The organism is Streptosporangium sp. NPDC051022 (assembly GCF_040683035.1).
Taxonomy (GTDB): Bacteria; Actinomycetota; Actinomycetes; order Streptosporangiales; family Streptosporangiaceae; genus Streptosporangium.
In genome coordinates this window covers 334,375-361,057 of sequence record NZ_JBFBCF010000003.1, presented here as the reverse complement: position 1 = coordinate 361,057, position 26,683 = coordinate 334,375, and the positions used below count along the sequence as shown (strand labels likewise).

Below are 26,683 nucleotides of genomic sequence, written 5' to 3'. Positions count from 1 at the left end.
GCCTGGAGGTCACCTGGCCGCGAGCCCACGGGTTCGCAAGGTGCCGGAAACGCGGGCCGGGCACCCAGGGACTTGCGGCCGAGGAGGGTTCCCGTAGGGCCGGCGTCGCCACGACTTGGCCGCCTTACCGGATCGCGTCCAGAAATCGCTGTTGCCGGCAGGCCACAATTGCGGGCCAACTGGCGACATTACCGCTTCCTTGCTGAGTGTGCTTATACAACTACTCTCTGTTGCGAAAGGCTGCGTGGGCAGCACCCCGAACCGAAGGAAACCCGCCCATGAGAAGAACGATCACACTCCTAGCCCCGGTGGCGCTGGCCGCCACCCTGCTCGGCAGTGCCGCCACCGCCCCCGCCATCGCCGACACCGCGAGCAGTTCCGCCCCTGTCACCCTGGACCTCTATGCCGAGCACAACCAGACGGGCGACGTCGAGCACGTGCAGGTGCCTTCGGGAGAGAACTGCGTGACACTGGACTCGGCGTTCAAGACCTACTCCGCCCACAACCACTCCGGCCGGTTCATCGCCGCGCTGTACAGCAACGGCGACTGCAGCGGTGAGCCCGTGGAGGTCGTAGGGAAGTTCAAGAAGGCGAACTTTTCAAAGCGACACGAAGTGGAATCGATCAACTTCGTAGAGTGACAAGTTCGACGTCGATTCCACGGCGCCCGCAATCCCGGACTTATGACTTCTGTCGGTAGCCGTGTGATTCCGTACCGAACAGCCTCCGGGAGGTCCTCAACTCCCGGAGGCTGCACCATGTCTGCCCGCTGGGCCGGCTGACGTCACCCACCACGGACAGGGCCGCTCCCTGCATCGGCCGGATGATCCAGCTGACGAAGCACCGTCGGAGGGTCGCAGGCAACCTTTATCGCCGTTTTCCCTACCTGAAGCATTCGATCGGTTCTCATGACCCGAAGGCCATGCGAGCAGTGAATCCCCAAGGAAGGAAACCCGCCATGAGAAGAACGATCGCGCTGCTGGCCTCGATGACACTGGCGGCTGCCATGTCTGGTGGTACCGCCGCCGCTTCAGAAGCCGGCGCCGTCGCCACCCTGGACCTCTACGCCGAGCACAACCAGACAGGTGACGTCGAGCACGTGCAGCCCCCCGCAAACGAGGAGTGCGTACAGGTGCTCGATGTCATCAGCAGCCTCTCAGCTCATAACAACTCCACGCGGTTCATTGCAGGGCTGTACATCAACGGCGACTGCACTGGAGCGGCCGTGGAGGTCGTGTATCCGAGAGGCACACTGAACTTTTCACACCGGCACAGAGTGGAATCGATCATGTTCGTGGACAACTGACCAGCCAGCGAGTGGGTCTCGGCCGCTTTACGTGCCTGGCCGATGCTCTTGAAAGCGTTCATGGTTCTCCCGGTGAGTGTGGGCGAGGAAGCGTCCGGACGGTTCGCGAAGCGGATCGACGCAAACCGTCCGAGGTCTACCGCTGGCGGACGCGGCCGATGATCTCGCCGTAGTGGCCAAGTGCGGTGGCCAGCCGTTGCGGGGTGGCGCGGCCGATGGAGGTTCGCGCCCCGGCCGCCTGCTGGGCGGTGGTCACCGGCCTGTCCCGGTGCGCCCACCATCGCGGGAGACCCGGGGCGTCGGCCACGCCAAAGCGCCAGTCCGGGTAGAGGATGCCCAGTAAGGCGATGACTTTGAGGTCATGGTCGTTCACGGCCGCCACCACAACCGGCCGATACCCACCACAATCGCGGTCACCGGCCAGAGGACGGCGCATCCGATCACGGTCAGCATGACCAGGACGCGGGGGTGGATGCCGAGGCGCCGGGCCTGCGGGGTGAACACGTGCTGGGTGAAGCGCGGTGTGGTGACGATGTACAGCGCGCCCGTGGTCAGGCATGTGAAGGCGCCAGCGCCGTACAGGCACAGCAGGTTGAGCAGCGGGTCGAGCACAGTGGTCACTTCGGGCGCCGGACGAGGTCGATGTAGAGCAGCAGGGTGGTCAGCGGCCATAGGAAGCTGCATCCGAGGACAGCGGTGGCGAACACCGTACGGGGCCGGACTCCGAGAATGCGCGCCTGGGAGACGAAAAACCGCTCGGTGAAGCGGGGCTCCTTCACGGTGATCCACAGGAACAGGGTGAGCCAGCTGAGCGCGCCGTAGAGGTAGAGCACGGCCAGCGGAATCTGGAGCACGGGTCTCCTATTGATGGGTGGGAGTTGTGGCGGGCACGGGCGCCGGTGGTGAGATACCGGCGTGTGAGCGGTTCCCCTTCCCCGGACGTGCGGGAACCGCGCGGGTGTGCGACCCAGGCCCCCTTCTCCTGGGCCGCACGCGGAGTAGTACGGCGGTGCACCGCCGTACCGGCTTCAGGGCAGCAGGAGGCCGCGGGGAAACTGGGGAGGTGGAGGTGGCGCGGGCAGGTTCTTCAGAATTTCGGCCTGCTCGGTCAGCTTCTCTCCCATCCGCTCGGGAGAGGCCGCCTGGATCATGTACTTGACGCCCGCCTTCGCTTCCCACGCGTTGGGGAGAGGGCTGCGGAGGGCGTTCCAGACCCGGATGCCGGAGTCGTAGGAGATACGCCAGCCGGGATGGGCCTGTGTCAGCGCGAGCAGTTGCTCAGCGAGCAGGCCCGGATCGATGGGGGGCAGTCTTCGCGGGGTGATCACGCGACCCTCCGGTACGGGTGGCGCGGGGGATGCGGTGTGGCGACGGGCCTCTGGGATCGGAGGCCGCCGCGACTGTCCGGGGGCGGGGGTGCGGGGAGTGCCCGCCGTACGGAGTCCATCTCCGCCTCACGCATCCGCTCCTGCAAGCTCTCCGCGGACTCGTCGGCGATGGTCAGCGGTTCGGGAACCGGCCAGGTGGCGATGGCGTAGAAACGGCGCTCGCCAAGGCTGTAGAACACGAGCCAGTCCGGCCACGCCTGATCCAGTTGTTCCGCTGTGGCGCGGGCGGGACCGTCCCAGACGCGACGGTGAACGGTGACGTGGGCCTGGCCGTCACGGTGCCGCTCCTGCGGGCGGGAGCACCCGATCACGAAGCCGTCCGTTCCGCGATCTCCTCCTGCCGGGCAATCATGGCCCGCACCTCGTCGAAGGTGTCGGCGTCCACAGCCGAATCGGCTCCGGCACGTATCGCCGCGATGGGGAAGGGCTTCTGCCGGAGAGCCCAGAACCGGCCTCTGTCGCTGATGATCAGCCGCCATCCCGGGATGCTCGATGAGGGCAGGGTGGTCCTAACATCTTCCACGGATCGCACCTCCATGCGATCAAGGGACCCGTACGGCGTGTCAGCGCCTGCGGGTCCCGCTTGTTTCGTTCCTCCCTGCATCCAATCTCTGCGTAACCTGCCCGGCACAGGTGCACACAGGAGACACTGGGGGACAGGCGGATGTCCCCACCATGCGGAGGTGCGCTCGTGGCCGCTGACGACTTGCCCGGCTGGGCTTTACGGCTGCGCATCGAACGACGCAATCGGCTGTGGAGCCAACGCGAACTAGCTCGCGAACTCACCGGGGTGGCCGGCGAACACCCCCATCTGCCGTCCGCAGAGTCCATCGTTCGCCGGATCAAGGCATACGAGGCCGGGCGCAACCAGCCGGACGAGCCGTACCGGACATTGCTGTGTCGCGTGTTCGGGCTGAGCGAGGCGGAGTTGTTCGACTCGCCGGACATGCCGCTTCCGGCTCTCACGCTCCCGTCCCTGGTGCCCACCCCTGAGATGTACGAGCGGATCACGAAGGTGATCGGCGAGCCGCAGCGCGTGGACCTGGAAACGATCGAGTGGCTGGAGCGGTGCCTCGCCGAGCACCGCCGGGCCGAGGACACCCTGGGCAGCCGCCCCCTCATGCCCGTGGTCCGAGCACAGCTCGCCACCGTCACCGATCTCGCCCGGGGCACTTCCGGCCCCTTGGGTGACCGAATGGTGAGCATGGTCGCCCAGTACGCCCAGTTCCTTGCATGGATGTGCCAAGACTCCCGTGATCTGGCCGCCGCACTCGCGTGGTACGACCGTTCCCATAGTTGGGCACTGGAGGCCGGAGACGCCGCCTTGGCCGCCACGACGCTGAACATGCGGGCGCATCTGGCATGGAGCGTCGGAGACCCTCAACGCTGCGTACGGCTGGCCGAGGCGTCCCGCTGGCATGACGGCCGTACGACCCTCGGTGTCCAGGGCATGGCCACCCAGATGGCCGCCCGGGGACACGCACAGCTGGGCGAGGGGCAGGCCGCGAGGTCCCTGCTTGGGGAGGCCGAGAACCTCATCAAGAGCGCGGCTGAGCGTCCAGACGACGAACCGCCGTGGATGTACTTCTACGGGGAGGGCTGGTTCCTCATGCAGCGAGGCATGGCCGAGCTGGAACTCGGCGACGGCCGACGGGCGGTGCCGTTCCTTGAACGGGGGTTGTCGGAGCTTCCGGAGTCCTACCGACGTGACCGCGCCTGGTACGGGGCATGCCTGGCCCATGCCCACGCGACGGCGGGCGAGGCCGAGGCCGCGGCAGAGGTGGCGCTCGGCATCGTGCCCGACGCCGTGGCCGTGAACGCCTATGCCGTCCGGGATCTCCGCAAGGTGGTCAAGCTGCTCGACCGTATGCGTGCGCCGGGTGCGCGGGATCTTGAGGATGCGCTTCCGATGTCTGCCTGAGCCGGACATGACGACGTCCCACTGGTCGGTGACCGGCGGGGCAGGCCGACCAGTTGACGTCCCCGGATGAGGCAATGGACCAGGGCTGAGGTGGAATCCGCGTTGAGGTCTCCGTATACCTCCTGCCGAAATTCGGCATGACGTTTGGTTCGCTCAGCTACGCCCTGAGCCAACTGTTCGGTTTGTTGCTGCGATTCCTCACAGGGATGATGAGGACGAAACCGACACGTATGAGGTGTTCGCGCACTCCATGTTGCGACCCCTCATAGGGGTGATGAGGACCCCAAGGTAAAGCCACAGGTCGTGGCCCACAAGGTGGGTGCGCATCGGGGGCAGCTCGTTCCCTGCGGCCCTCATCAGAGGCCCTCGATGTCAGCAGCACAGAACGGGTACCGCGGATCGCGGCCACAGCCGGAGCAGGTGATCCCTTCGGCGACGTTGGCGGTGAGCTTGCGGGCTACGTCGCCGAACCGGCGAAGGTGTTCGTAGTCGCCGAAATTCGGGTCACCAATGAACTTGGTCGCGTAGGCCACGACGGCCGCTGAGCCGTTGTCGGCGTGGAGAGCATCCTCGATCTTGAGTACCTTGTGCCGAGTTGTCGGCGCACCGGTCGTCGTCGATAGCTTTGCGGAAGATCGGGAACAGGGCGATCTCGACGCCCGGCGTGGCGACGAAGAGCATCGGTCAGCGTGTGACGGATCTGGAGTCCTGGGCCTTCAGGACCGGCTCGGATCTGGCCGACATCAAGGAGACGCTGGCCGATCTCCCCGCGATCATCCGGGAGGAGGTCATGACGCACACCGCCCCCATGTTCGAAGAGATCATGAACAGGATGGCCACCAAGGAGGACCTCTCCGCGCTCGCCACCAAGGTGGACGGGCTGGAGACCAAGGTGGACAGTCTGGCGGGCCGGATGGACTCCGTGGAAGGGCGCATGGACTCCTTGGAGGGCCGCATGGGCTCGATGGAGGTGCGGATGGACTCCATGGACGGCAAGCTCGATCTGATCCTGGCCAAGCTCGGCTGAGCTTCGGCGGCGGAGCCTCGGGCCGCGCGCCCGGGGCTTTCCCATGGGCGGGCAGAGCACGAGGGCGGGTACGGCACGGGCCCGTGACCGGATGCGGCACGGCCTACCGGGCGACCGAGGACGGACACCCGGCCATCCGCCGTACATCGATCGCATATTCGGCATATCCCGCTATCGCCCTATCTAGCGGTAATTGTCTTGATAAATCCGACAATACCCTTAAAGGCGCCCAGAGGACCTTCATTTAAGTTTCGCGCACTCCGCCACCAAAAAGGCGGGCGAAATTCGTCATAAAGTGCGACACGATTTGGCCGCCGGAAACCACGGGATTGCCTTACCGTCTCATGGCAAAGCACGCGTCACGTCAATCGTTTCGCTCCACGCACGAAGGGCCGGTCGATGGTTTCCATCAATCAGGGCGCCTGGGCACCCGGCAGCGACACCTGCCGGTACGGCTACGACTCGATCCCCAACATTCCGATCACCGGCGCGCCGTCGGACACCAACTTCCGGCGCTGGTCGATGCTGCACGACGGCAGCGCCTACCGTCTCTACGCCTTCCGGGGCAGCAGCCGCGACACCCTCTACCAGTTCGCCTGGAACGGCACGTCCTACGCCTACGGCCACGACTCGATCCCCGTGCTCACGCTGACGAACGCCCCCGCGGACGCCGACAGCGGCAGCATCTCGCTGCTGCACAGCGGCGAGGCCTCCCACGCCTACCTGCGCAGGATCGGCGACCCCACCACCCTCTACCAGTTCGTCCACGTTCCGGGAACGTCGACCTATCGCTGGGCGTACGGCGACCACATCCCCGTCCTCCGGGTCACCGGCTTCCCGCCGGACACGGACTGGTCACGCTGGACGATGCTGCACGACGGCACGACGTACCGCATCTACGCCTTCCACTACGGGAGCAACGACAGGATCTCGCAGGGGGCGTGGAACGCCGCCGCGCACGAGTACCAGTACGGCCACAACTCGATTCCCCAGCTGAAGCTGGAGGATTACCCGGCCTCCAGCGACGTCGGCCGGGCGGCGATGCTGCACGACGGCAGCGCCTACCGCTTCTATTTTCAGACGCTCTGAAAGACCGCCTGGGACGCGCGGCGTGGCGGACGCCCAGTCAAGGCGGCGGGGAACAGCCCTACAGCCAGTCGCGGCGTTTGAAGACCACATAGAGGGTCACGCAGACGGCCGCCATCAGGAAGACCGCGAACGGATAGCCGAAGGTCCAGTGGATCTCCGGCATGACGTCGAAGTTCATCCCGTAGATGGTGCCGACGAGGGTGGGGGCGAAAAGGATCGCGGCCCAGGCGGAGATCTTCTTGACCTCCTCGTTCTGGGCGTTGCTGGCCTCGGTGAGGTCGGTCATGTGCTCGTTCTGCGCCTGGGCGACCATGGTCGAGTTGACCACGAGGATGTCGTGGAGCATCTGGCGGAAGCCGCTGACCCGCTCGGCCACGGTGATCGCGTGGTCGGCGACGTCGCGCAGGCGTCTCTGCACCTCCTCGTCGCCCCCGTACTTGGCCGCCCCCGCGATGAATCCCTCGATCATGGCGAGCAGCGGCTGGGTGGCCCGCTGGAACTCGATCACCTCGCGCGACAGCTCGTAGATGCGCCGGGAGACGCCCGGCCGGTTGCCGAAGACCTCGACCTCGATCTCGTCGATGTCGTTCTGCAGGCCGGCGACCACCGGCGCGTATCCGTCGACGACCGCGTCCAGGATGGCGTAGAAGACCGCCTGCGGGCCCTGGGCGAGCAGGTCGGGGTCGCTCTCCATCCACCTGCGGACCTGCGACAGGTCGGGCGTTTCGCTGTGCCGTACGGTGATCACGAAGTTCCGGCCGACGAAGACGTGCAGCTCGCCGAAGTCGACCTCCTCGGCCTCGTCGACATACCGGGCGGGGCGCAGCACCACGAACAGCGTGTCGCCGTAGCGGTCGGCCTTGGGCCGCTGGTGGGCGACGATGGCGTCCTCGACGGCGAGCTCGTGCAGGTCGAACTCCTCGGCGACGTTGAGGATCACCGCCTCCTCGGGGCGGTAGAAGCCGATCCAGGCCATGCTGTCCGGCGTCTTCTTCAGGAACTCGAAGGCCTCGGGCAGCGAGCCCGGGGTGACGTCCCTGTATCCGTTCACGTAGATCGCGCTGTCGATGACGTGTGAGCGGGGCGGCGCCTGCTTCTCGTCCGCCGAGCGGGGATCCATCGACCGTTCCGGGGAGTCGGGGACACCACCGGAACGTCCGCGCATCAGGCTCCGCACGCCCCGCACTCGCCGATCAGCCACATCCGTCTCCTCATCCGGCCTTCATGAAGTCCTCCAGCGACTGCATCGCCCTGCCCCGGATCGTCGCCCGGAACATGGGCGTCCAGCCGAACAGCAGGCCGACCGGCCTGCCCAGCGCCATCCTGGACCAGCGCTTGAAGTCGAATTCGTCATGGTGCCGGACGATCAGGTCGTCCTCGAACCTGAACAGGGTGTCGATCTCGTTGACCACCGGTCTGCCCGTACCGCCGAAGGTGTAACGGGCGGTGCAGTGCGCCGCGCCGTCGTGCTCCCGCGCGGTGACGTCCCGGAGGTTCACCCCGATGTCCCCGTTGCGGCCCAGGAGCATCCGCCACATGCCCATGACCCTGTCGCGGCCCTCCAGTTCCTGGAAGACCGGGTCTCCGAAGGTGACCTCGGGGTGGTAGCAGTGTTCCATGGTGTCGACGTCGCGGCGGGCGAAGGCACCGTAGAAGGCCCTGATGAGCGCGGCGTTCCGATCGTTCACACGAATCCCCCGATCCCGGATATTTCCGATGACCGAGTGTAAGCGGCGGCGGGATCGGACGGGAGGGTCGAGAGCGGCTGGAAATGCCCCACACGTCGTCGATCTCCTTCGGCAGGGTCCGAGTCACCCGCCCGTGGACGGCCCCGGACGGGCGCGCTCCGATCCGGTGCGCCCCGCGCATAACCGGGAGCTCCAGGTTCGGGGCAGAAGGTGGCCGGGGGAAGACGCCCGGGGGTACGGCGCGCGAAGTTCGGCGGCCGTTCGCCGAGGCCGGCCGGCACGCCGGGACGCCCGTACCGGATGGACTCCCGCCCCGCCGCCCCCGCAACCGGGTCCGCGCGTCGCGACTTTATCGCCAGCACACCGGATGTCATGGGACGCTTTGCTCCGACACCGCGAAGGAGAGACAATCGTTGTCCGAGGTCTGGGTGACTCTGACCAAGAGCCAGGCGGGGCCGCCCGCGTGGGTCGTGCTGCTGTCCGCGCTCGCCGCCCTGGCCGTGGTGGTGTGGTCCACCTCGTGGCAGCTCTCCCGGGGGCTGATCACGATCGCGCACGAGGGCGGGCACGCGCTGATGGCGCTGCTGACCCGGCGCAAGCTCCAGGGCATCCGGCTGCACTCCGACACCTCGGGCGTCACGCTGACCCGGGGCAGGCCCACGGGGCCGGGCATGGTGCTGACCGCCGCCGCGGGATACGTCGCCCCGTCCCTGCTGGGGCTCGGCGGCGCGTGGCTGACCTCGGCGGGCTACGTGACGGTGCTGATCACCATCATGATCGGGCTGCTCTTCTGCATGCTGCTGCTGATCCGCAACCTGTTCGGCGTGGTGAGCCTGCTGGCCACCGGCGGCGCGATCTTCGCCTTCACCTGGTACTCCGCGCCCGACATGGACGCGGTCCTCGCCTACCTGGCCGTGTGGTTCCTGCTGTTCGGCGGGATCAGGCCGATCCTGGAGCTTCGGCGCAAGCGCCGCCACAGCCGCACCCCCGACTCCGACGCCGACCAGCTCGCCAGGCTGACCTTCCTGCCCGCCGGCTTCTGGATCTTCTTCTTCCTGCTGGTCGCCGGTGCCGCGCTGGTCTACGGCGCCTACCTGCTGAACCCGCTGCCCTCGCTGCTGCGCTGACCCCGGGCTCCGGCCCTCACACCGCGGGGACCGGCGTTCCGGCAATCTCCCTGATCCCCGGCGATTAAGCATGATATTGGGCCGTGTTATGGGAGCCATAACACGTAACGACCCGACGTCATTCTTTCGGCCGCCGACCGCCGCGGCGTATCGTCCTTATTCATTGACAATTAAACGTTTTTTTGACTTTACTGCCATGTATACGCCCCATCCAGTGAGAGTGGGCCGATGCCGCACCAGCTGTACGCCATGGTGGCGATCACGGCCGGAGTCCTGGTGGTCTCGCTGGGCATCACGATCGTCCTGGCGCTCCGGATCCGGCGGCTCCGCGCCGAACGTGACAGGGCCGTCACCCTGGCCCAGGAGGAGCTCGCCCGCGACGTGCACGATCTCGTGGGGCACTGGCTGTGGCTGGCGTCGATCAAGAGCGAGCTGGCCTACCGACGCGCGGCCGGCGACGCCCACCTTCGCGGCGAACTGGGCGAGGCCCTCCAGGCCGTACGGCACGCCGCGCACGCCGTACGTCACGTCTCGAAGGGCAACCGTCAGCTGTCGCTGCAGGGGGAGAGCGCACGGGCCGAGGCCCTCCTGGCGAGCTTCGGGATCGACTGCTCGGTCCGGATCGAGCCCGCGGGGCTGCCCAGGACCGTGAGCGCGGTGCTGGGCACCGTGGTCCGCGAGGGTGTCACGAACATGCTGCGGCACAGCACGGCCGGCAGGTGTGTGATCGAGCTGACCGAGCGGGACGGCCGGCTGCGGCTGACGGTCGCCAACGACGGCGCGCCCGGCCCGGAGACGCCGGGCCGGCCGGGCGACGGCCTGGACAACCTGCGCCACCGCGTGGCCGGGCTCGGCGGCACGGTGCGGGCCACGACCGGCGAGGACGGCTGGTTCCGGCTGATCGCCGAAGTGCCACACCGCTTTTCTGAATAACTTTCACTTATGCTGTGAATGCCCAGGTGACGCATACTCTCACGGTTAAACCTGTGAGTTTTACATACGCGACTCGTGGAGTTTGTAACTAGTCATTTCTCGGGTTATCCGGAATTCTCTCTTCTGGAAGACAGCAGGGAGATTGCCGTGAATGCCCACTATGAGCTTTATTGCCTCGCGGATCGGCTCTTTTACGACACCCTCGACGGCCGCCGGGGCGAACACCCCGATTTCCCACAGGCCGTCCGGGACGTCCCGGACGGCTGGGGTCACCAGGCGAGCGACACCTGGATGCACTACGCGCCCCTCGGCGGGCGGACGCCCGCCCAGGGGTGGAAGATCCACGTGTCGGCGTGCGCCGGCGACGCCGAGCGCGCTCTCGACGTCGTCTGGGACTACTGCGTGCCGCGGGGCATCGCGTTCAAGTTCCTGCGCAGCCTGCCGGTCATGACCATGCTGAACTCCAAGGCCGCCGCCCGGGGCTCCAGCGGCAAGCTCGTGACGATCTACCCCGTGGACGACGCCCAGCTCGAACTCACGCTGAAGGAGCTCGACGAGCTGCTGCGCGGCGTCGAGGGCCCCTACGTGCTCAGCGACCTGCGCTACGGCGAGGGCCCGCTGTTCGTCAGGTACGGCGGCTTCGTCCCCCGGCACTGCGTGGGCGACAACGGCGAGCTGGTGCTGGCGGTCGAGGACGGCGACGGGCGTCTCGTCCCCGACGTCCGGGAACCCGCCTTCAGCGTGCCCTCGTGGGTGACGCTGCCGGAGTTCCTCGAACCCCACCTCGCGGCCCGCAACACGGTCACGACGAACGACCTGCCGTACCGGATCGAGAGCGTCATCCAGTTCTCCAACGGCGGGGGCGTGTATCTCGGGCGCGACCTGCGCACCGGCGAGCGGGTGGTCCTGAAGGAGGGCCGTCCGCACGCCGGCCTCGACGCCGCGGGACGCGACGCCGTGGCGCGGCTGGCGCACGAGCGCGACATGCTGAAGCGGCTGGCCGGGCTCGACGCGGTGCCCGCGCTGATCGACTACTTCACGCTCGGCGACCACCACTTCCTGGTGCAGGAGTTCGTCGACGGCAACCCGCTGCAACGGCTCCTGGTGAGGAAGTATCCCCTGACCAGGGCGGATCACGACGACGAGACCCTCGCCGGCTACACCTCGTGGGTGCTCGGCGTGCTCCCGAAGGTCAGGCGGGCGGTGGAGTCGCTGCACGAGCGCGGCGTGGTCTTCGGCGACCTGCACCCGAACAACATCCTCGTCACCGAGGACGAGCGCCTCGTCCTGATCGACTACGAGGTGGCCACCCTCGCCGAGGACCGCGGCCGCGCCGCCCTCGGCCACCCGGCCTTCGGCGCGCCGCCCGGACGGCAGGGCGTCGACATCGACGCCTACGCCCTGGCGTGCCTGTGCCTCGGGCTCTTCGCCCCCCAGCTCACGATCATGCTTCCGCTCGACCGGTCCAAGATCCTCCAGCTGGCCGAGCTCGTCACGGAGACCTTCCCCGTGCCGACGGAGGTGATCGAGGAGGCGGTCCGGACCATCGTGGGCGCGCAGCCGGTGACGGCTCCCCGGATTCCCCGGCCAGGACGCGACGGCTGGCCGGAGATCCGGGAGGCGATGACCAGGGCGATCCTGGCGAGCGCCACCCCCGATCGCGAGGACCGCCTCTTCCCCGGCGACGTGGCCCAGTTCCGCCCCGGCGGAGGCCTCACCTTCGCCTACGGCGCGGCGGGCGTGCTCTACGCGCTGGAGCGCGCCGGGGCCGGCCGCTTCCCCGAGCACGAGGAGTGGCTGCGCCGCAGGGCGCTGGATCCCGCGCGGGGGACGGGCGTCGGCCTCTACGACGGGCTCGGCGGCGTGGCCTACGTGCTGGCGGAGCTCGGGCACCGCCAGGACGCGCTCGACATCGTCGAGCGGTGCCTGCGGGAGAGGTGGGAGGCGCTGGACCAGGGCCTGTTCGGCGGCCTGTCCGGCCTCGGGCTCACCCTGTTCCACCTCGGCGAAACGGCCCGCGAGACCGCGCTCACCGAGCTGGCGCACCGGATCACGGGCATCTGCGCCGACAGGCTCGGCGGCCCCGACGACGTGCCGGAGATCAGCGGCGGGACCAACCCCCGCGCCGGGCTGATGTACGGCTCCTCGGGGCCCGCCCTGCTCTTCCTGCACGCCTACGAACGGACCGGCGACACCGCGCTGCTCGACGGCGCGGCCGTCGCGCTCCGGCAGGACCTGCGGCGGTGCACCTGGAACGAGGACGGCTCCCTGCAGGTCACCCAGGGCTGGCGCATCCTGCCCTACCTCGACGAGGGCTCCGCCGGCATCGCCCTGGTGCTGGCCCGCTACCTGGCCCACCGCGAGGACGAGGGCTTCCGCAGGGCGCTGGACGGCTGCGGGCTCGTCACCCGGAGCGGGTTCTACGTCCAGCCCGGCCTCTTCACGGGACGGAGCGGCATGATCGCGCTCCTCGGTTCCGGACGATGGACCCCCGGCGCCTCCGGTGCCGGCACCGGCCTGGCCGAGCAGCTTCACGGACTGGGGTGGCACGCACTGCCGTACGGCGGTGGCCTGGCCTTCCCCGGTGACCAGCTGCTGCGGCTCTCCATGGACTTCGCGACCGGCACGGCCGGAGTCCTGTTCGCGATGAGCACCGCGCTGGACGAGCGGCCGGTGTTCCTCCCCTTTACCGGACCGCCCGGCGGCACAGGCGCGCTGTCCACGGCACCGCCTGTGTGTGAACCCGCCGAGCGGCTTCACTCCCACGAGCCTTCGAAGGAGGTGTGAACAACATGGTACTTCTCGATCTCCAGAGCCTGGAAGCCCCCGGCGGCGGCCACGGCGGTGGCGGCGGCGGCAGCACGCTGACCGTCCTCGGGTGCGAGTCCCACACGCCGAGCAACCTCAGCCTGGTGCTGTGCCACTAGTCCCTCCCTCCTTTCCTTCCAGCTCACCAGAAGCGGAGTAACACCATGGTTCTTCTCGACCTGCAGACCCTGGAGACCCCCGGCGGCGGCCACGGCGGCGGTGGCGGCGGCAGCACGCTGACCGTCCTCGGCTGCGAGTCCCACACGCCGAGCAACCTCAGCCTCGTGCTCTGCCACTGACGATTCCCGTTCCAAGACAAGAAGTGAGGTAAGGAAATGGTTCTTCTCGACCTGCAGACCCTGGAGACCCCCGGCGGCGGCGGCCCCGGCGGCGGTGGCGGCGGCAGCACCCTGACCGTCCTCGGCTGCGAGTCCCACACGCCGAGCAACCTCAGCCTGGTGCTCTGCCACTAGGTGAACCCGATGCCCGGGACGGCCGGCGACGGCAGCCGTCCCGGGCATCGTCCGTTTCACGGCGACAGGCTCTCCGCGAAGGAGCGGCTGCGAAGGAGGAGCGGTGCGGACGGCGGATCAGCTGGTGGCGCGGACCGTACGGCACAGCGGCCCCTGGCTGGGCGTGCTGGTGCTCACCTCCGTCACCGGCGCCCTGGCGGAGCTGGCCCTCCCGTTTGTCCTGGGCAGGACGGTCGACGGTCTCGTGGCGGCCGGGCCCGCGGGCCGTACCTGGCTCGGGGTCTGCGCGGCCGTCGTGACACTGATCGCGGTCTGCGACGTCGTCGGGGTCCGGGCCTCGGGGGAGAGCGGCGCGCGGGCCACCCGGTGGCTCCGCGTCCGGATCCTGCGGCACGTGCTCGGGGCGGGCCCCGCGATGACCCGCCGCTTTCCCGAAGGGGACCTGGTCACCCGGCTGGGCGTCAACGCCGAGGAGATCGGACGCGCCCCCGAGTCCGTCGTCACCGGGGCGACGCTGGTCGTCCCCACGGCGGGCGGCGTCGTGGCGCTTGTCCTCATCGACCCCTGGCTGGCCCTGACACTGCTCGCCGGCCTCGCGCTCATCGCGCTCGTACTGCGCGCCTTCCTCCACACGACCACCTCTCTCGCCGGTGACTACCAGCGCACGCAGGGCGACATCGCGGCCCGCCTGGTCGACGCCCTCGCGGGGGCGCGCACGATCGCGGCGGCCGGCACCGAGGAGCGGGAGCGGGAACGGGTGCTGGCCCCCCTGCCCCGGCTGCGCCTGCACGCCATGGAGATGTGGCGGGCCAACGCGCGGGCCGGCGTGCGGGCGGGCGCCGTGGTGCCGCTGCTTGAGGTCGCCGTGCTGGGCGTGGGCGGGCTGCGGCTGGCGGCCGGCGACCTCACCGCGGGCGAGCTGTACGCCGCCGCCCGCTACGTCGTGCTCGGCGCCGGTCTGGGCTCGGCTCTGGGATACGTCAGCCGTCTGGCCAGGGCGCGCGCCGCCGCCGGTCGCCTCGTCGAGGTGGCCGCCGAGCCGCCGGTGGCCTACGGTGACCTGCCGCTGCCTCCGGGGCCGGGCACGCTGGAGCTGCGCGGCGTCACCTCGGGCGTCCTCGCCGGGCTCGACCTGGTCGTTCCCGGCGGATCGTCGGTCGCCGTGGTGGGCCGGTCCGGCACGGGCAAGTCCCTGCTCGCCGCGCTCGCGGGGCGCCTGGTCGACCCCGAGCGCGGCCAGGTCCTCCTCGACGGCGTGCCGTTGCCCGACCTGTCGTCACGGGCGCTGGGCGAGGCCGTCGGCCACGCCTTCGAACGCCCCGTCCTGGTCGGCGAGACCGTCGCCGACGCCGTCGGCCTCGGCCTCGGCGATCCGGCCCCGGCGGCGGTGCGTGAGGCCGCCCGCGCCGCGTGCGCCGACGCCTTCGTCCGCAGGCTCCCGCTGGGATACGGCACCCCGCTCCGGCGGGCCCCGATGTCCGGCGGGGAGCGGCAGCGGATCGGCCTGGCCAGGGCCTTCGCGCACGGGGAACGCCTGCTCGTCCTGGACGACGCCACCTCCAGCCTGGACACCGTCACCGAACGGCAGGTCGGCCGGGCGCTGGCGGGCGAGCTGCGCGGCCGTACGCGCCTGATCGTGGCGCACCGGGCCGCGACCGCGGCGGCGGCCGACCGGGTGATCTGGCTGGACGGCGGCCGGGTACGCGCCTACGACAGCCATACGGCGCTGTGGCGGGATCCCGCCTACCGGGCCGTCTTCCAGGCCGCCCCGCCCGATGAGGACACCGTTGGGGACGGCACCGTTGAAGGCGCCGCCGGGAACGCCGCGTCCCGGGGAGACGGCGAGGCGTCTCAGGCCGACGCCGCCTCCCGGGCGGAAGCCGCGGTCCGGGCGGGTAAGTCGTGACGCGCCACCACGCCGCCCGGCCGGACCGGCCCCATTCCGACCGGCCGATCCGCCGGGCACTGCTGCGGGACCCCCGCCTGCTGTTCAGGCTCGGCCTGTGGTCCGTCGCGGAGACCGCGCCCGCCCTCGTGGTCGGCCTGGCCGTCGCGCGGGCGATCGACGAGGGCTTCGCCGCCGGCCGGATCGCCACCGGCTTCGCCTGGCTGGCCGTCCTCGGCGGCGCCTGGCTGCTGGCCGCGGCCGGCGCGCGCCAGGTCGTGCTCACCGTCGGCTCGATCGTCGAGCCGTTCCGCGAGGAGCTGCTCGACCACGTCGTGGGCAGCGCGCTGCGCCGCTCGGCCGCGGAGGGGCACGGGCCGGGGGCGGCGGCGGTCGCGCGGTCGAACCTCCAGGTCGAGCTCGCCCGTGACGCCCTCGCCTCGGTCATCACGGTGGTCAGGTCCTTCGCCTTCACCGTGGTGAGCGTCGTGCTGGGCCTGGGCACCCTCGTTCCCCAGGTGCTCGTGCTGGTCCTGCCGCCGTTCGCCGCCGGGCTCGGCCTCTTCCTGCTGTCGCTGCCCGCGCTGGCCCGGCGGCAGCGGGACTTCATCGTCACCGACGAGCACACCGCCGAGTCGCTCGCCGCCATGGCGGAGGGACTCCGCGACATCACCGCGTGCCGGGCCACCGAGCGGGTGGCCGCCACCGTGGGCCGCCAGGTGACGCGGCAGGCGGAGGCGGGGCGCGCCCTCGCCCGGGTGACCGCGCTGCGCACGGCGTCGCTGGCGGTCGGCGGCTGGCTGCCGGTGCTGCTGATCCTGGCCGGCACGCCCTGGCTGCTGCGCCACGGGGCGGGGGCCGGGGTGATCCTCGGATCCCTGGTCTACGTCACGCAGTCCCTGGCCCCGGCCCTGGGCAACCTCGTGCAGGGACTGGGCATGAGCGGAGTGCGGTTGCGGGTCGCGCTGGATCGCCTCCTCCGGTCCGGCGAGCCCGCCCGCCCCGCTCCCCCGCGCCGGCCGCCGGCGGACGCCGGGATCGAGCTGCGCGGCGTGACGTTCGCCTACGGGCCGCACGCCGAGCCGGTGATCTCCGATCTCGATCTGTCCGTTCCCGAGGGCGACCACGTCGCCGTGGTCGGCCCCAGCGGCATCGGCAAGTCGACGCTGACCGCGCTGGTCACCGGCGTCCTGTGTCCCGGCGCGGGAGAGGTCCTGGTCGGCGGCGTCCCCGCCGACCGGCTGGACCCGGCGAGCCGGGTGCTGATCCCCCAGGAGGCCTACGTCTTCCGGGGCTCGCTGACGGAGAACCTGACCTACCTGGCCGGGGCTTCCCCGGAGACCCCGGAGGCTGTGGAGGCTTTGGAGGCCTCGGTGCGGGAGGCGGTGGCGGCGGTCGGCCTGACCGCGCTGGTCGAGCGTCTCGGCGGCCACTCCGCCGAGATCCACCCGGGACTGCTGTCGCCGGCCGAACGGCAGCTGGTCGCCCTGGCCCGCGCCTACCTGTCCCCCGCCCGCCTGGTGATCCTCGACGAGGCGACCTGCCACCTGGACCCGGTCGCCGAGGCCGCGGCCGAGGAGGCGTTCGCCCGCAGGGGCGGCACGCTGCTGGTCGTCGCCCACCGGCTGACCTCGGCGCTGCGGGCGCGGCGGATCCTCGTCATGGACGGCACGAGCGTCCGGCTGGGAACGCACGAGGAACTGCTCGCCTCGTGCCCGCCGTACGCGGAGCTGGCCGGCCACTGGAACCCCTCGGACATACAGGAGCCGGTGTCATGATCTATCCCCCCGCCGAACGGGAACCGGTCGTCGACCACCTGGGCGGCCGCGCCGTATCCGACCCCTACCGGTGGCTGGAGGATTCCGGCGACCCGAGGACCCTCGGCTGGCTGGCCGCCCAGGACGAGCTGTGGCGCGGCCACGCGGACACGCTGCCCGGACGCGAGGAGTGGCGTGCCCGGGTGGCTGGGCTCAGCGGCGCCGGGATGATCGGCCCGCCGCTCTGGCGGGGAGAACGCCGGTTCTTCCTGCGCCGTACGGCCGCGCAGGAGCACCCCGTCCTCCACCTCTCCGATCCCGGCCGGGCGGACAGGGTGCTGATCGACCCGGGGGCGGCCGACCCGGACGGCCTGACCACGCTCGACCACTGGCAGCCGGATCTGGAGGGCCGCCTGCTGGCCTACCAGCTGTCCAGGAGCGGCGACGAGCAGGCGCGGCTGTACGTCATGGACGTCGGCACCGGGCGGATCGTCGACGGGCCGATCGACCGCTGCCGCTACGCGCCGGTGGCGTGGCTGCCGGACGGGAAGGCGTTCTACTACGTTCGCGCCCGCAGGGTCTGCCTGCACCGGCTCGGCACGCCGGCCGAGGACGACGTCGTGATCCTCGCCGGGGAGCGGTCCTACGGTCTGGGGATCAGCCACGACGGCCGCTGGCTGACGGTCTCGGCGGCGGCCCCCGGCGGCAACGATCTCTGGCTGGCCGACCTGTCCGTCTCGCCCCCCGAGAGTCCCGGGCTGCGGGTGATCCAGGAGGGGTCGGGGACGGTGACGGTGCCCGCCGTCGGCCCCGACGGCCGGCTGTACCTCCTGACCACCCTGGGCGCGCCCAGGGGACGCCTGTGCGTCGCCGACCCGGCGCGGCCGGAGCCCGGCGACTGGAGCGACCTGGTCGCCTCCGACCCCGAGGCGGTGATCGGCGACTTCGCGGTCGTCGACGGCTCGGTCCTGCTGATCGGCTGGACCCGGCACGCGACCAGCGAGATCAGCGTCCACGACCTGGCCACCGGCGAGCGGCTCGGCCGGGTGCCGCTGCCCGGACTCGGCTCGGCGGGGCGGATGTCCACCCGTCCCGGGGGAGGGCACGAGGTCTGGTTCACCTACACCGACAGCGTGACCCCGGGCGGTGTGCACCGCTACGACGCGCGCACCGGGCGCACCTCGCTCTGGGCCGCCGTGCCCGGCGCCGTCGAGGTGCCCGAGCTCGAGACCCACCGGATCGTCTACACCTCGGCGGACGGCACCCCCGTGCGGATGGTCGTGCTCGCCCGCCCCGGTACGGGCCCCCGGCCGACGATCCTGTACGGCTACGGCGGGTTCGGCCGCCCGCTGGCCCCCTCCTACTCCGGTTACGTGCTGCCCTGGGTCGAGGCGGGCGGGGTCTTCGCGCTCGCCCAGGTGCGGGGCGGCGGGGAGGAGGGCGCCGAGTGGCACAGGGCGGGCATGCTCGACCGCAAGCAGAACGTCTTCGACGACTTCGCCGCGGCGGCGGAACGGCTCATCGCGGACGGCTGGACCACCGCCGGGCAACTGGGCGCCTGCGGCGAGTCGAACGGCGGCCTGCTGGTCGGCGCCGCGCTGACGCAGCGCCCCGAGCTGTTCGCCGCCGCGGTCTGCTCGGCCCCGCTGCTCGACATGGTCCGCTACGAACGCTCCGGGCTCGGCCCCTCCTGGCGTTCGGAGTACGGCTCGGCCGACGACCCCGAACAGCTGGGCTGGCTGCTCGGCTACTCCCCATATCACCGGGTCGGGAAGGGGGTGGACTATCCGGCGACGCTGCTGACCACGTTCGGCGGCGACTCCCGCGTCGATCCCCTGCACGCCCGCAAGATGTGCGCGGCGCTGCAGTGGGCGACCTCGGGTTCCCGGCCGATCCTGCTGCGCCACGAGGCGGACGTCGGGCACGGCTCCAGGGCGGTCAGCCGTTCGGTCGGCCTGGCGGCCGACATGCTGGCCTTCTTCGCCCGGCACACCGGCCTCGGGGGGCCTCGGGGCACGGCCCCGGCGGACCGGCGCTGAGAGGCGTGCCGGTTCGAGGGGCGGACCGGCCCCGGCGGAGGGCGATCAGGCACGTGTGCGGTAACGGATCAGCCCGATCTTCCTGACGTCCTCCGGCCAGAGCCAGCCCGCCTCCTGGGCGATCGCGACCGCCTCGACCCTGGTGCGGGCGCCCATCTTGGCGAGGATCCGCGACAGGTAGTTGCGGACCGTGCCGCCCGACAGGAAGAGCCGCTTGGCGATCTCGTTGACCGGTTCCCCCTCGGCCGCGACCTTGAGCACCTCCAGCTCGCGCGCGGTGAGGGGGTTCTCCCTGGCGTGGAGCGCGGCGACGGCGAGCTCGGCGTCGATGACCCGCTCGCCGCCGGCCACCCGGCGCACGCAGTCGGCGAGCTCCCCCGCGGGCGCGTCCTTGACGACGAACCCCCGCGCCCCGGCGTCCAGGGCCCGCCGCAGCGCGGTGGGCGTCGCCAGGCCGGTCAGCATCACCGTCTTGCAGGTGGGCAGGCTCCGCTTGAGCTCGGAGGCCGCGGCCAGGCCGTCGGTGCCCGGCAGACCGATGTCGATGAGTGCCACGTCGGGCCTGGCCCGCAGGCAACAGGGCACCACGTCGTCTCCGTGGCCGACCTCCTCTATGACCTTGATGTCGTGCTCGGCGGAGAGCAGGGCGACCATCGCTCCACGAACGAGGTGCATGTCCTCAGCGATCAGGACGCTTATCACGGGTCGTGTCCCCTTTTCGGCGGCGTACTCGTGTTCTCCAATAGCTCCGGCTGCTACCCGCGGGAATCATTGTGCTACCCAAAGAAATCATTCGCTACCCGGATAACCCAGACGAGTACCCCCCAGGAGCGGATTAAGCCTCCCGCGTATCACGAATACGAACGGCCGGAAGAACGGCCCAGACGGTTTCGGACAAAGCAGGTGGGAGCCGCCCCGCCGAGTCCGAAACCCGGACACCGGACAGCGTCCAGGGCGTGGAACGAGCTCAAGGCGCCGGACTTCGGCGACCATTTCACTCTCGCCGACATCCCGGAAATCTTTGGGGAGTCACTAAATGCAACCAGTATCGGAAATATGTCACAGTGGGGGAATAGACAAAGAATGACCATTTTATCCCGAAGTCATCGCATTCTAGTGGCGCTCGCCCTGCTCACGGCCGCCGCGGAGACGGACCGTCAAAGGCGCCGTCACGGGCGCAACCGCCCTGAACCCGGTGATCGCCTGATCTTCACCGGCAGGGCCCGCGGCGGGCCGTACGATCGGTTTCCCGGGTCCGTCGAGACACGCCGGTGACGTCCCCCCGCGAGCGCGCCGCCGTGCGGCGTCAGGTCCGTGATTGTCGGGCGCAAGCCTTACGGTAGGGCGCGTGCCAGAGACGAACCACGAGATCACGCTCGACTCGGCCCTCTCCGAGGAGGCCGTGCTCGCCACCTACCGCCGGATGTTCGCCGCGCTCGCGCGCGACAGCGGTGCGGTGGTGGACGAGCCCGCGCTGGTCGACATCGCCGAGACGCTGTTCGCGGCCTTCGCCGAGGCGGGTGAGGAGTGGCTGACGCACGAGCAGATGCGTCACGTCTGCCGGGCCTATCCGCTGGACCGGTTCGAGAACCGGCTGCGGGTGCTCAAGGGGCTCGGCGCGATCCGTGAGGTGTTCCCCAAGCCCAACCAGCTCCGCTACCGGGCGTCGTTCACCAGTGTGGTCGGGCTGATGTTCATCCGGCGGATGATGGACGACGGCGGCCAGTCGGAGATGCACCGGCTGCTCGCCCTCGAGGACCTCAACGTCGCCGACCCCCGCACGACCATGGAGGAGGCGCGTCTCAGCGCGCAGAACCTGTCGCGCGCCTTCCGGCTGTGGGCGCTCGAACTGATCACGCTGACCAGCGGCACCATCGAGGAGCTGCGCGAGCAGGCCCCCAAGCTGTGGGGCACCGAGGAGATCGCCCGCAGGGCGCAGAGCCTGCACGCCACGATCCTCACCCGCTGGCCGGACCTCGACCGCACCTGCACCGAGCTGCGCGCGGCGATTTACTCCTACAGCGACGCCTCCCGGCGTGCCGCGGGGCGTCTGGCCGACTCCGCGGGCACCACCAGGAACCTGACCCTGCTGCCCGCGGAGACCTGGCGGACCTTCGCCCAGACCGCGTCCAGGGAGCGTCTGGCCGCCGTGCTCGACGGGTTCGTCTTCGACGCCCCCGCGCCGTGGCACGACCCGGCGGCGATCGTCAGGGCCGTCGACGAGAGTCCCCGGCCCGCCCCCGCCCAGCCGACGCCACCGCGCTCCGCGCTGCCCGATCCCGGCCCCGCCGACTCCTACGAACCCGGCGGCGGTGGCCTCGACCACCTCGCCTCGGTCGCCGAGGCCGCGCTCGCCGGGCGCGACTCCGCCCGTCTGGAGGAGCTGCTCACCGCGGACGGCGAGTGGGTCTCCGCCCGCCGCCTGCTGGCCGATCTCGTCTCGGCCGACCTCCGCCCCGAGTCCCCCTACCGGCTGCGCTGGTCCGACGCGCTCACCGCCGACCCGGACGCGGAGCCGGCCTGGCTGTCCCACGGTCACCTGGAAAGGACGGGGCATGACGCCTGAGCCGGCGCACGCGCGGGCCAGGGCGACCGGCCCCCTCCCGCTCGCCCCGGGCGAGCCCGCTCCCCCGGGGATGACCCGCCTCGGCCACGGCGACGGGACCAGCGTGGCGCTGCCCGCGTGGCCGGACGGGGCGACCCCGTCCCTGCTGGAGGAGTACCAGGTCGCGCCGGTGAACGTCGAACGGTCCGGGGAGACCAGGCGGGTGCTGGCCGCGGCGTTGAAGTGCTGCTGGACGGATCTGACGGCCGACCCGTGGCCGGGTGTCCCCGCGCCGGTCGAGGAGGTGCTGACGGCCTACCGGGCGCTGATCGGGCGGGGCGACGACCTCATGCGCAACTGGGCGATCGGCGCGCTGCGCCGCCTGCACGACTCGGCCTGGCTCGAGATGGACTCCGGGACCGTACGGCTCGGCCCCCGCTGCGCCTGCTGGCCCCCCGACTCCCACGCCCAGCTCAGGGAGCTGGTGCGGCGCCTGCCCTCGGGGGACGACTCCTCCTCCGGCGTGGCCGTTCTGCCCGTGGTCGAGGAGACGGAGGCCGACGGGGAGCGCACGGACGAGACGGACGGAGCGGAGGGCGCCGACGGCGGGCACGGCGCGGGCACCGTGGACACCGCGGGCACCGTGGACACCGCGGGCACCGTGGACACCGCGGGCACCGTGGACACCGCGGGCACCGTGGACACCGCGGGCACCGTGGGCACAGTGGACACCGCCGTCCCCCCGGGCGGCGGGCGCCGCGAGGAGCACGACGGCCTTCCCGCGGAGGGGGCCTCGAGCGTCACCGTCCCCGACGGTGTGGACGAGGACCTGCTCGCCCCGTTCGACGAACGCCGCAGGGCCGAGATCGTGGCCGCCTTCATGGCGGTCGAGCACGCGGCCGAGCCGGTGCACGAGGGGCGTTTTCCCGCGCTGCGCGACCCGGCGCCGCGCCGTACGCTCGCGGAGATGCTCCGGCGGCGCGGCCGGGTCCTGGTCCAGGACCGTGAGACGTGGACCTCGGGCTACGCCGACGAGACGGCCGCGCAGACGGGCACCTCGCTGGGGGAGGCCGAGCGGGCGGTGCTGGTGCTGGTGCTGATCCACTCGGTCGCGATCCCCCGCGCCGAGGGCCTGCTGCCCGCCGACAGCTGGCTGTCGCCGTTCCCCGCCCAGGCGGAGGAACTGCGCAGGCACACCAGGCTGCCGGTCGGCGAGCTGGACGCGGCGCTGCGGACGCTGCGCCACGCCGGCCTGCTCGCCCAGGTCAAGGCCGGTGAGGACGCCGGAGGTTACATCCCCGGCCCGCAGTTCCACCGGCTCACCCCGCAGGCCAGGCGGCGCCTGCAGGAAGAGCTGATCCTCGCCGCGGGGCCGCACACCCCGCTGGCGGCGGCCGTGAGAGCCAATCGCCGATGAAGGGAACGACAGGGGTGACCGAGCAGCCGGACCAGTCCGCGCAGACTCCGCGCAGGAGCGGGACGAGCCGGGTGAGCAGGACGGACGCGGCGGACACGACGCGCCGGGCGGAAGGGGGCGGCGGAACGCCCCGGACGGGACGGTCCGGCGGGACGGACGCGGCAGAGGACGCCGAGGCGTCGAAGCGGACGCACGGAAGCCAGGCGAGCCTGGTGCCGGTCGAGGTCCGGGCCACCGCGCCGAGCGAGAACGTGGTCGGCGACCGCGTGCTGATCGCCGTGCAGGCGGTCAACATCTCCCGCCTTTCGACCCATCCGGTGCCGACCGTGCCGGGCACGCTGATCGTGGTCGCGGGCGCGGGGCCGAAGGACTCTAACGGCGCGGGCAAGTCCTCGTTCATCGCGATGATCACCGCGCTGCTCGGCGACGAGCAGTGGCGCTTCGCCTCCGGCGCCAAGGCGGTCTCGGAGCTGCTGTTCAACGCCGAGCTCGCCGCGGGCGGCGGCGGCAGGACGTGGGCGAGCGCCGACCACGGCTACATCGTCGGCGTCTTCGCCGAGGCGGGCGCCGCGCAGGACGGCACCGCACCCGACGGCACCGCACCCGACGGCGCCGCGACCGGGGCCGCCTCGGGCACGGCGGGCGGCGTGATGGGCGACGCGGTGACCGTGTGGCTGCGGGTCAACCAGGAGGCCCCCCACCTGGAGATCCGCTGGACCCACGGGGTGTGCGTGGCCTCGGCCGCCTCCGAGGCCGAGCGGGTGACGCGGGCGGACGAGCTGTGGGCGACGCTGCCGCGCTCGGCGGGCCGCAGGGACGTGGTGGCGCGCGACCTGACCAGGTTCCTGTACGGCGACCGGATCAGGTGCGTGTCGTTCCTGTCCACCTCGGTACGGAGCAAGGTGGCCACGAACCTGCTGTCCCAGCCGCTCAACGAGATCTCCCCCGAACGGGTCTTCGAGGCGATCGCCGCGCTGACCGGACTGGACACCGAGCTGGACCAGGAGCGGGAGGCCAGGCGCGACGAGCACGCCAAACGGGTGCGGGCGGCGCGGGCCGTCGAGCTGCTCAAGGAGTTCGAAGGCGAGTCGCGGGCGCTGCTCGAGACCTTCGACCGGCGTGACCGGGCGCGGGTACGGCTGGCGGAGGCGCTGCGCTGCTGGCGGGGGCGCCTGGCGCGCAGGCTCGCCGACGCGACCCGGCGGGACGAGGCGCTCGCCGGGGAGCTGGAGCGGTTCCGCACGGCCGGTGAGCGGGCCGCCGAGGCCATCGCCGAGGTCAAGGCGGAGATCGCCACGCTGAAGGACGACTCCCTGGAGCGCGGCCTGGCCGAGGCCCGCAGGGAGCTGACGACCCTGCAGGCACGCGCGGCCAAGCTGGACGCCGACCGCGCTGTCGCGGAGAACTCGGTGGACGAGCTGCGCGGCTGGATCCCCGGGCTCGAGGAGCAGCGGCGGCTGGCCGACGGCCGTGACGTGCGGGCCGCCGAGACGGAGCTGGCGCAGGCCAGGTCGCGGCTCAACGAGGCGCTGAAGGCGCTGGGCGTGGCCGACCGCGAGGCCGAGGGTGCCAGAGCGGCGCTGGACGACGCGGAGGGCGGCCCGGCGGCGGCCCAGCTCAACGCGCTCGCCTCGGCGGGGGTCGGGGCGACCGGCCTGCTCGACGCGCTCGACGTGGCCGAGCAGGCGCGCGGCGACGAGACGGCACCCGGCCGCGCGGGGCAGGCGGCGGCCGGAGTCCTGGGCGCACGCGGGTGGCCCGGGGAGCACGCCGTGATCGTGGACGCGGCCGACCTGACGTCCGCGGCGCGGGCGCTGGCCGCGCTGCCGGGGTCGGTGCTGGTCAGCGCGGCGGGCGTCACCGTCGTCGGGGCGTTCGAGGCGGTCGCGACCGGCAGGGAGGCCCGGATCAAGGCCGCCGAGCTGCGGCTGCACCGGGCACGCGACGCGCAGGAGACGGCCGCGGCGGCGGTACGGGCCGCGGAGGACGGGGTCGCCGAGGCCGGGCGGCGGCTGGAGGGGGCCAGGGCGGCCGTGCAACTGGCCGACATCGAACGGCGCCTGGCCGAACGGCGCGGGGCGCTCACCGAGCTGATCGAGGCGCTGGCCGAGGCCGGGCCGAAGGTGGCGGAGGCGGAGCGCCGGGCGAGCACGCTCGACTTCCGTGCCCGGACCAGGAATATGGAGATCGAGCGGCTGGAGGGGCGCCGGGCCAAGCACGAGGCCGACCGCGACCAGGCCGCCGAGCAGGCGGCCAGGGTCGTCGCCGAGCGGCGGGCACTCGGGACGGAGGCACTCGCCGCCGACTGGGGCGGCACGGCCGAAGGGGCCCGTGAGTGGCTGGAGACGCTGGGCGAGCAGGAGCTGCCGCTGACGGCCGAGGAGTGGTGGCGGACCGCCGAGCGCCGCTTCGACGAGGCGCTGCGCGACACCTTCCCCGGCGAGGACGACGAGATGCCCGAGGAGCTGGGGTTCCTGGTCCGGCAGCGGGCCGAGCCCGGCGCGGGGCGCACCGCGCGCGAGCAGGCGACGTTCCCCGGCGTCTGCGCGGCGCTGGCCTCCTACCTGCGCGGCCAGGAGGAGTACGAACGCCACCAGCGCCGCCAGATCGAGACCCAGCTCGCCACCAGGCAGCGGGACCTGACCGCCGCCGCGAAGGGCGCCGAGGAGGCCGCGCAGTCGACCGCCGTGCACCGGGCCGCGCTGACCGCGGCGATCAGGGCGCGGCTGGCCCGGGTGGCCGAGGAGTTCGAGAAGCTGGACACCTCGTACGGCGGCTACGGCGCGACGCTGGAGTTCCCGGTGCCGCCCGCGCCCGCCGACCCGGAGCAGCGCTGGGCGTGGCGGGTCACCCCCAAGTGGCGCAGGGGCGAGGGGCAGGGCTTCGTGCCGTACAACCGGCGGGCCAACACGGCGCTGATGGACGAGAAGGCGGTCAAACTGGTCTGCGCGGCGGCGATCGCGTCCTCGGGCGGCGGTCACCTGTGCCTGGTCCTGGACGAGCTGGGCCGCAACCTGGGCAAGGAGCACCGCAGGGAGGCCGTGGCGCTCTTCCGCCGGATCGGCGAGACCTACGGGATCACGGTGATCGGCGCGCTCCAGGACGACATGGAGCCCTACGCGGTCGACGCCTGCGGCCAGTACATCAAGTTGCGCCGCTCCTCGGACGCCATGCCGTACAACGAGCCCCCGGTGATCGTCGGTCATGACGGGCATGCCGAACGCGTGCGTGCTCTCGCCTCTGCGGTGAGCAGATAACCTCTGCAGGAAACCGGATCCGG

General features: G+C 71.3%; 27 protein-coding genes. 17 read left to right on the top strand and 10 right to left on the bottom strand.

What is annotated here, in order from left to right; genetic code table 11:
- The first annotated feature begins 278 nt into the window (after window positions 1-278).
- Both AB0N02_RS08290 and AB0N02_RS08285 read left to right on the top strand, forming a co-directional pair.
- Window positions 279-641: a hypothetical protein gene (locus AB0N02_RS08290; protein ID WP_363943939.1), complete on the top strand. Its 363-nt coding sequence runs from the start codon at window positions 279-281 to the stop codon at window positions 639-641.
- Window positions 642-823: 182 nt separating this feature from the next.
- Window positions 824-1,306 (top strand): hypothetical protein, encoded by a 483-nt coding sequence (locus AB0N02_RS08285; RefSeq protein WP_363943937.1) that lies wholly within the window; start codon window positions 824-826, stop codon window positions 1,304-1,306.
- Between the two features lie 136 nt (window positions 1,307-1,442).
- On the opposite strand, the gene AB0N02_RS08280 is transcribed toward AB0N02_RS08285, so the two are convergent.
- The 6 genes from AB0N02_RS08280 to AB0N02_RS08255 form a co-directional block, all read right to left on the bottom strand.
- Window positions 1,443-1,679 carry a hypothetical protein gene (locus tag AB0N02_RS08280; protein WP_363943935.1) on the bottom strand — a complete coding sequence of 79 codons (237 nt, stop codon included), beginning with the start codon at window positions 1,677-1,679 and terminating at the stop codon, window positions 1,443-1,445.
- Window positions 1,676-1,927, bottom strand: coding sequence for a hypothetical protein (locus tag AB0N02_RS08275; protein WP_363943933.1), 252 nt, complete (start codon window positions 1,925-1,927; stop codon window positions 1,676-1,678). The genes AB0N02_RS08280 and AB0N02_RS08275 overlap by 4 nt, the downstream gene beginning before the upstream one ends.
- Window positions 1,924-2,160, bottom strand: coding sequence for a hypothetical protein (locus tag AB0N02_RS08270; protein WP_363943932.1), 237 nt, complete (start codon window positions 2,158-2,160; stop codon window positions 1,924-1,926). Before AB0N02_RS08270 ends, AB0N02_RS08275 begins: the two co-directional genes overlap by 4 nt.
- 174 nt (window positions 2,161-2,334) lie before the next feature.
- Window positions 2,335-2,634 (bottom strand): hypothetical protein, encoded by a 300-nt coding sequence (locus AB0N02_RS08265; protein WP_363943931.1) that lies wholly within the window; start codon window positions 2,632-2,634, stop codon window positions 2,335-2,337.
- Window positions 2,631-3,005 (bottom strand): hypothetical protein, encoded by a 375-nt coding sequence (locus AB0N02_RS08260; RefSeq protein ID WP_363943929.1) that lies wholly within the window; start codon window positions 3,003-3,005, stop codon window positions 2,631-2,633. The genes AB0N02_RS08265 and AB0N02_RS08260 overlap by 4 nt, the downstream gene beginning before the upstream one ends.
- The gene (locus AB0N02_RS08255; RefSeq protein WP_363943927.1) at window positions 3,002-3,217 is read right to left on the bottom strand and encodes a hypothetical protein; all 216 of its coding nucleotides are present in this window, start codon (window positions 3,215-3,217) and stop codon (window positions 3,002-3,004) included. The genes AB0N02_RS08260 and AB0N02_RS08255 overlap by 4 nt, the downstream gene beginning before the upstream one ends.
- A gap of 168 nt (window positions 3,218-3,385) precedes the next feature.
- Between AB0N02_RS08255 and AB0N02_RS08250 the strand changes: the two genes are divergently transcribed.
- On the top strand, window positions 3,386-4,615 hold the full coding sequence (locus tag AB0N02_RS08250) for a helix-turn-helix transcriptional regulator (RefSeq protein WP_363943925.1): 1,230 nt from the start codon (window positions 3,386-3,388) through the stop codon (window positions 4,613-4,615).
- 356 nt (window positions 4,616-4,971) lie between these two features.
- Here AB0N02_RS08250 and AB0N02_RS08245 read toward each other — a convergent pair whose 3' ends face one another.
- Window positions 4,972-5,148, bottom strand: coding sequence for a hypothetical protein (locus AB0N02_RS08245; RefSeq protein ID WP_363943923.1), 177 nt, complete (start codon window positions 5,146-5,148; stop codon window positions 4,972-4,974).
- 158 nt (window positions 5,149-5,306) lie between these two features.
- Between AB0N02_RS08245 and AB0N02_RS08240 the strand changes: the two genes are divergently transcribed.
- Window positions 5,307-5,642 carry a hypothetical protein gene (locus AB0N02_RS08240; RefSeq protein ID WP_363943922.1) on the top strand — a complete coding sequence of 112 codons (336 nt, stop codon included), beginning with the start codon at window positions 5,307-5,309 and terminating at the stop codon, window positions 5,640-5,642.
- Between the two features lie 399 nt (window positions 5,643-6,041).
- Complete coding sequence (locus AB0N02_RS08235; protein ID WP_363943920.1) at window positions 6,042-6,731, top strand: hypothetical protein; 690 nt, start codon at window positions 6,042-6,044, stop codon at window positions 6,729-6,731.
- A gap of 58 nt (window positions 6,732-6,789) precedes the next feature.
- Here the strand turns inward: AB0N02_RS08235 and AB0N02_RS08230 are convergent, their stop codons facing one another.
- Window positions 6,790-7,932 (bottom strand): magnesium and cobalt transport protein CorA, encoded by a 1,143-nt coding sequence (locus tag AB0N02_RS08230; protein WP_363943919.1) that lies wholly within the window; start codon window positions 7,930-7,932, stop codon window positions 6,790-6,792.
- 10 nt (window positions 7,933-7,942) lie between these two features.
- Window positions 7,943-8,419, bottom strand: coding sequence for a nuclear transport factor 2 family protein (locus AB0N02_RS08225; protein WP_363943918.1), 477 nt, complete (start codon window positions 8,417-8,419; stop codon window positions 7,943-7,945).
- A 413-nt stretch (window positions 8,420-8,832) separates the two neighbouring features.
- Between AB0N02_RS08225 and AB0N02_RS08220 the strand changes: the two genes are divergently transcribed.
- The 9 genes from AB0N02_RS08220 to AB0N02_RS08180 all read left to right on the top strand — a co-directional run bounded on the left by AB0N02_RS08220 (window position 8,833) and on the right by AB0N02_RS08180 (window position 19,441).
- Entirely contained in the window at window positions 8,833-9,546 is a 714-nt protein-coding gene (locus AB0N02_RS08220; protein ID WP_363943916.1) for a M50 family metallopeptidase, read from the top strand.
- A 228-nt stretch (window positions 9,547-9,774) separates the two neighbouring features.
- Window positions 9,775-10,479 (top strand): histidine kinase, encoded by a 705-nt coding sequence (locus AB0N02_RS08215; protein WP_363943914.1) that lies wholly within the window; start codon window positions 9,775-9,777, stop codon window positions 10,477-10,479.
- Between the two features lie 147 nt (window positions 10,480-10,626).
- Window positions 10,627-13,266 carry a class III lanthionine synthetase LanKC gene (gene lanKC / locus AB0N02_RS08210; RefSeq protein ID WP_363943912.1) on the top strand — a complete coding sequence of 880 codons (2,640 nt, stop codon included), beginning with the start codon at window positions 10,627-10,629 and terminating at the stop codon, window positions 13,264-13,266.
- Between the two features lie 5 nt (window positions 13,267-13,271).
- On the top strand, window positions 13,272-13,406 hold the full coding sequence (locus AB0N02_RS08205; protein WP_184716190.1) for a SapB/AmfS family lanthipeptide: 135 nt from the start codon (window positions 13,272-13,274) through the stop codon (window positions 13,404-13,406).
- 45 nt (window positions 13,407-13,451) lie between these two features.
- Window positions 13,452-13,586: a SapB/AmfS family lanthipeptide gene (locus AB0N02_RS08200; protein WP_184716188.1), complete on the top strand. Its 135-nt coding sequence runs from the start codon at window positions 13,452-13,454 to the stop codon at window positions 13,584-13,586.
- Window positions 13,587-13,622: 36 nt separating this feature from the next.
- A complete protein-coding gene (locus AB0N02_RS08195) occupies window positions 13,623-13,760 on the top strand; it encodes a SapB/AmfS family lanthipeptide (RefSeq protein ID WP_363943910.1) in 138 nt (45 codons plus the stop codon).
- A 103-nt stretch (window positions 13,761-13,863) separates the two neighbouring features.
- Window positions 13,864-15,666, top strand: a complete 1,803-nt coding sequence (locus AB0N02_RS08190) for an ABC transporter ATP-binding protein (protein WP_363943909.1) — start codon at window positions 13,864-13,866, stop codon at window positions 15,664-15,666.
- Window positions 15,663-17,423: an ABC transporter ATP-binding protein gene (locus AB0N02_RS08185; protein ID WP_363943907.1), complete on the top strand. Its 1,761-nt coding sequence runs from the start codon at window positions 15,663-15,665 to the stop codon at window positions 17,421-17,423. The genes AB0N02_RS08190 and AB0N02_RS08185 overlap by 4 nt, the downstream gene beginning before the upstream one ends.
- The gene (locus tag AB0N02_RS08180; protein ID WP_363943905.1) at window positions 17,420-19,441 is read left to right on the top strand and encodes a prolyl oligopeptidase family serine peptidase; all 2,022 of its coding nucleotides are present in this window, start codon (window positions 17,420-17,422) and stop codon (window positions 19,439-19,441) included. The genes AB0N02_RS08185 and AB0N02_RS08180 overlap by 4 nt, the downstream gene beginning before the upstream one ends.
- A 45-nt stretch (window positions 19,442-19,486) precedes the next feature.
- Here AB0N02_RS08180 and AB0N02_RS08175 read toward each other — a convergent pair whose 3' ends face one another.
- Window positions 19,487-20,143 carry a response regulator transcription factor gene (locus AB0N02_RS08175; RefSeq protein WP_363943903.1) on the bottom strand — a complete coding sequence of 219 codons (657 nt, stop codon included), beginning with the start codon at window positions 20,141-20,143 and terminating at the stop codon, window positions 19,487-19,489.
- A 646-nt stretch (window positions 20,144-20,789) separates the two neighbouring features.
- Between AB0N02_RS08175 and AB0N02_RS08170 the strand changes: the two genes are divergently transcribed.
- From AB0N02_RS08170 to AB0N02_RS08160, 3 genes are read left to right on the top strand one after another with little or no spacing between them, the layout of a single operon-like run.
- On the top strand, window positions 20,790-22,007 hold the full coding sequence (locus AB0N02_RS08170; RefSeq protein WP_363943901.1) for a hypothetical protein: 1,218 nt from the start codon (window positions 20,790-20,792) through the stop codon (window positions 22,005-22,007).
- Window positions 21,997-23,403 carry a hypothetical protein gene (locus AB0N02_RS08165; RefSeq protein WP_363943900.1) on the top strand — a complete coding sequence of 469 codons (1,407 nt, stop codon included), beginning with the start codon at window positions 21,997-21,999 and terminating at the stop codon, window positions 23,401-23,403. Before AB0N02_RS08170 ends, AB0N02_RS08165 begins: the two co-directional genes overlap by 11 nt.
- Window positions 23,404-23,417: 14 nt before the next feature.
- On the top strand, window positions 23,418-26,660 hold the full coding sequence (locus AB0N02_RS08160; RefSeq protein ID WP_363943898.1) for a chromosome partitioning protein ParA: 3,243 nt from the start codon (window positions 23,418-23,420) through the stop codon (window positions 26,658-26,660).
- The last annotated feature ends 23 nt before the right edge of the window (window positions 26,661-26,683 follow it).

Bases quoted from the DNA above. Each gene is read 5' to 3' on its own strand.
- AB0N02_RS08290 (WP_363943939.1), top strand. From the start codon at position 279: ATGAGAAGAACGATCACACTCCTAGCCCCGGTGGCGCTGGCCGCCACC.
- AB0N02_RS08285 (WP_363943937.1), top strand. From the start codon at position 824: ATGATCCAGCTGACGAAGCACCGTCGGAGGGTCGCAGGCAACCTTTAT.
- AB0N02_RS08235 (WP_363943920.1), top strand. From the start codon at position 6,042: ATGGTTTCCATCAATCAGGGCGCCTGGGCACCCGGCAGCGACACCTGC.
- AB0N02_RS08215 (WP_363943914.1), top strand. From the start codon at position 9,775: ATGCCGCACCAGCTGTACGCCATGGTGGCGATCACGGCCGGAGTCCTG.
- AB0N02_RS08205 (WP_184716190.1), top strand. From the start codon at position 13,272: ATGGTACTTCTCGATCTCCAGAGCCTGGAAGCCCCCGGCGGCGGCCAC.
- AB0N02_RS08200 (WP_184716188.1), top strand. From the start codon at position 13,452: ATGGTTCTTCTCGACCTGCAGACCCTGGAGACCCCCGGCGGCGGCCAC.
- AB0N02_RS08195 (WP_363943910.1), top strand. From the start codon at position 13,623: ATGGTTCTTCTCGACCTGCAGACCCTGGAGACCCCCGGCGGCGGCGGC.
- AB0N02_RS08180 (WP_363943905.1), top strand. From the start codon at position 17,420: ATGATCTATCCCCCCGCCGAACGGGAACCGGTCGTCGACCACCTGGGC.
- AB0N02_RS08165 (WP_363943900.1), top strand. From the start codon at position 21,997: ATGACGCCTGAGCCGGCGCACGCGCGGGCCAGGGCGACCGGCCCCCTC.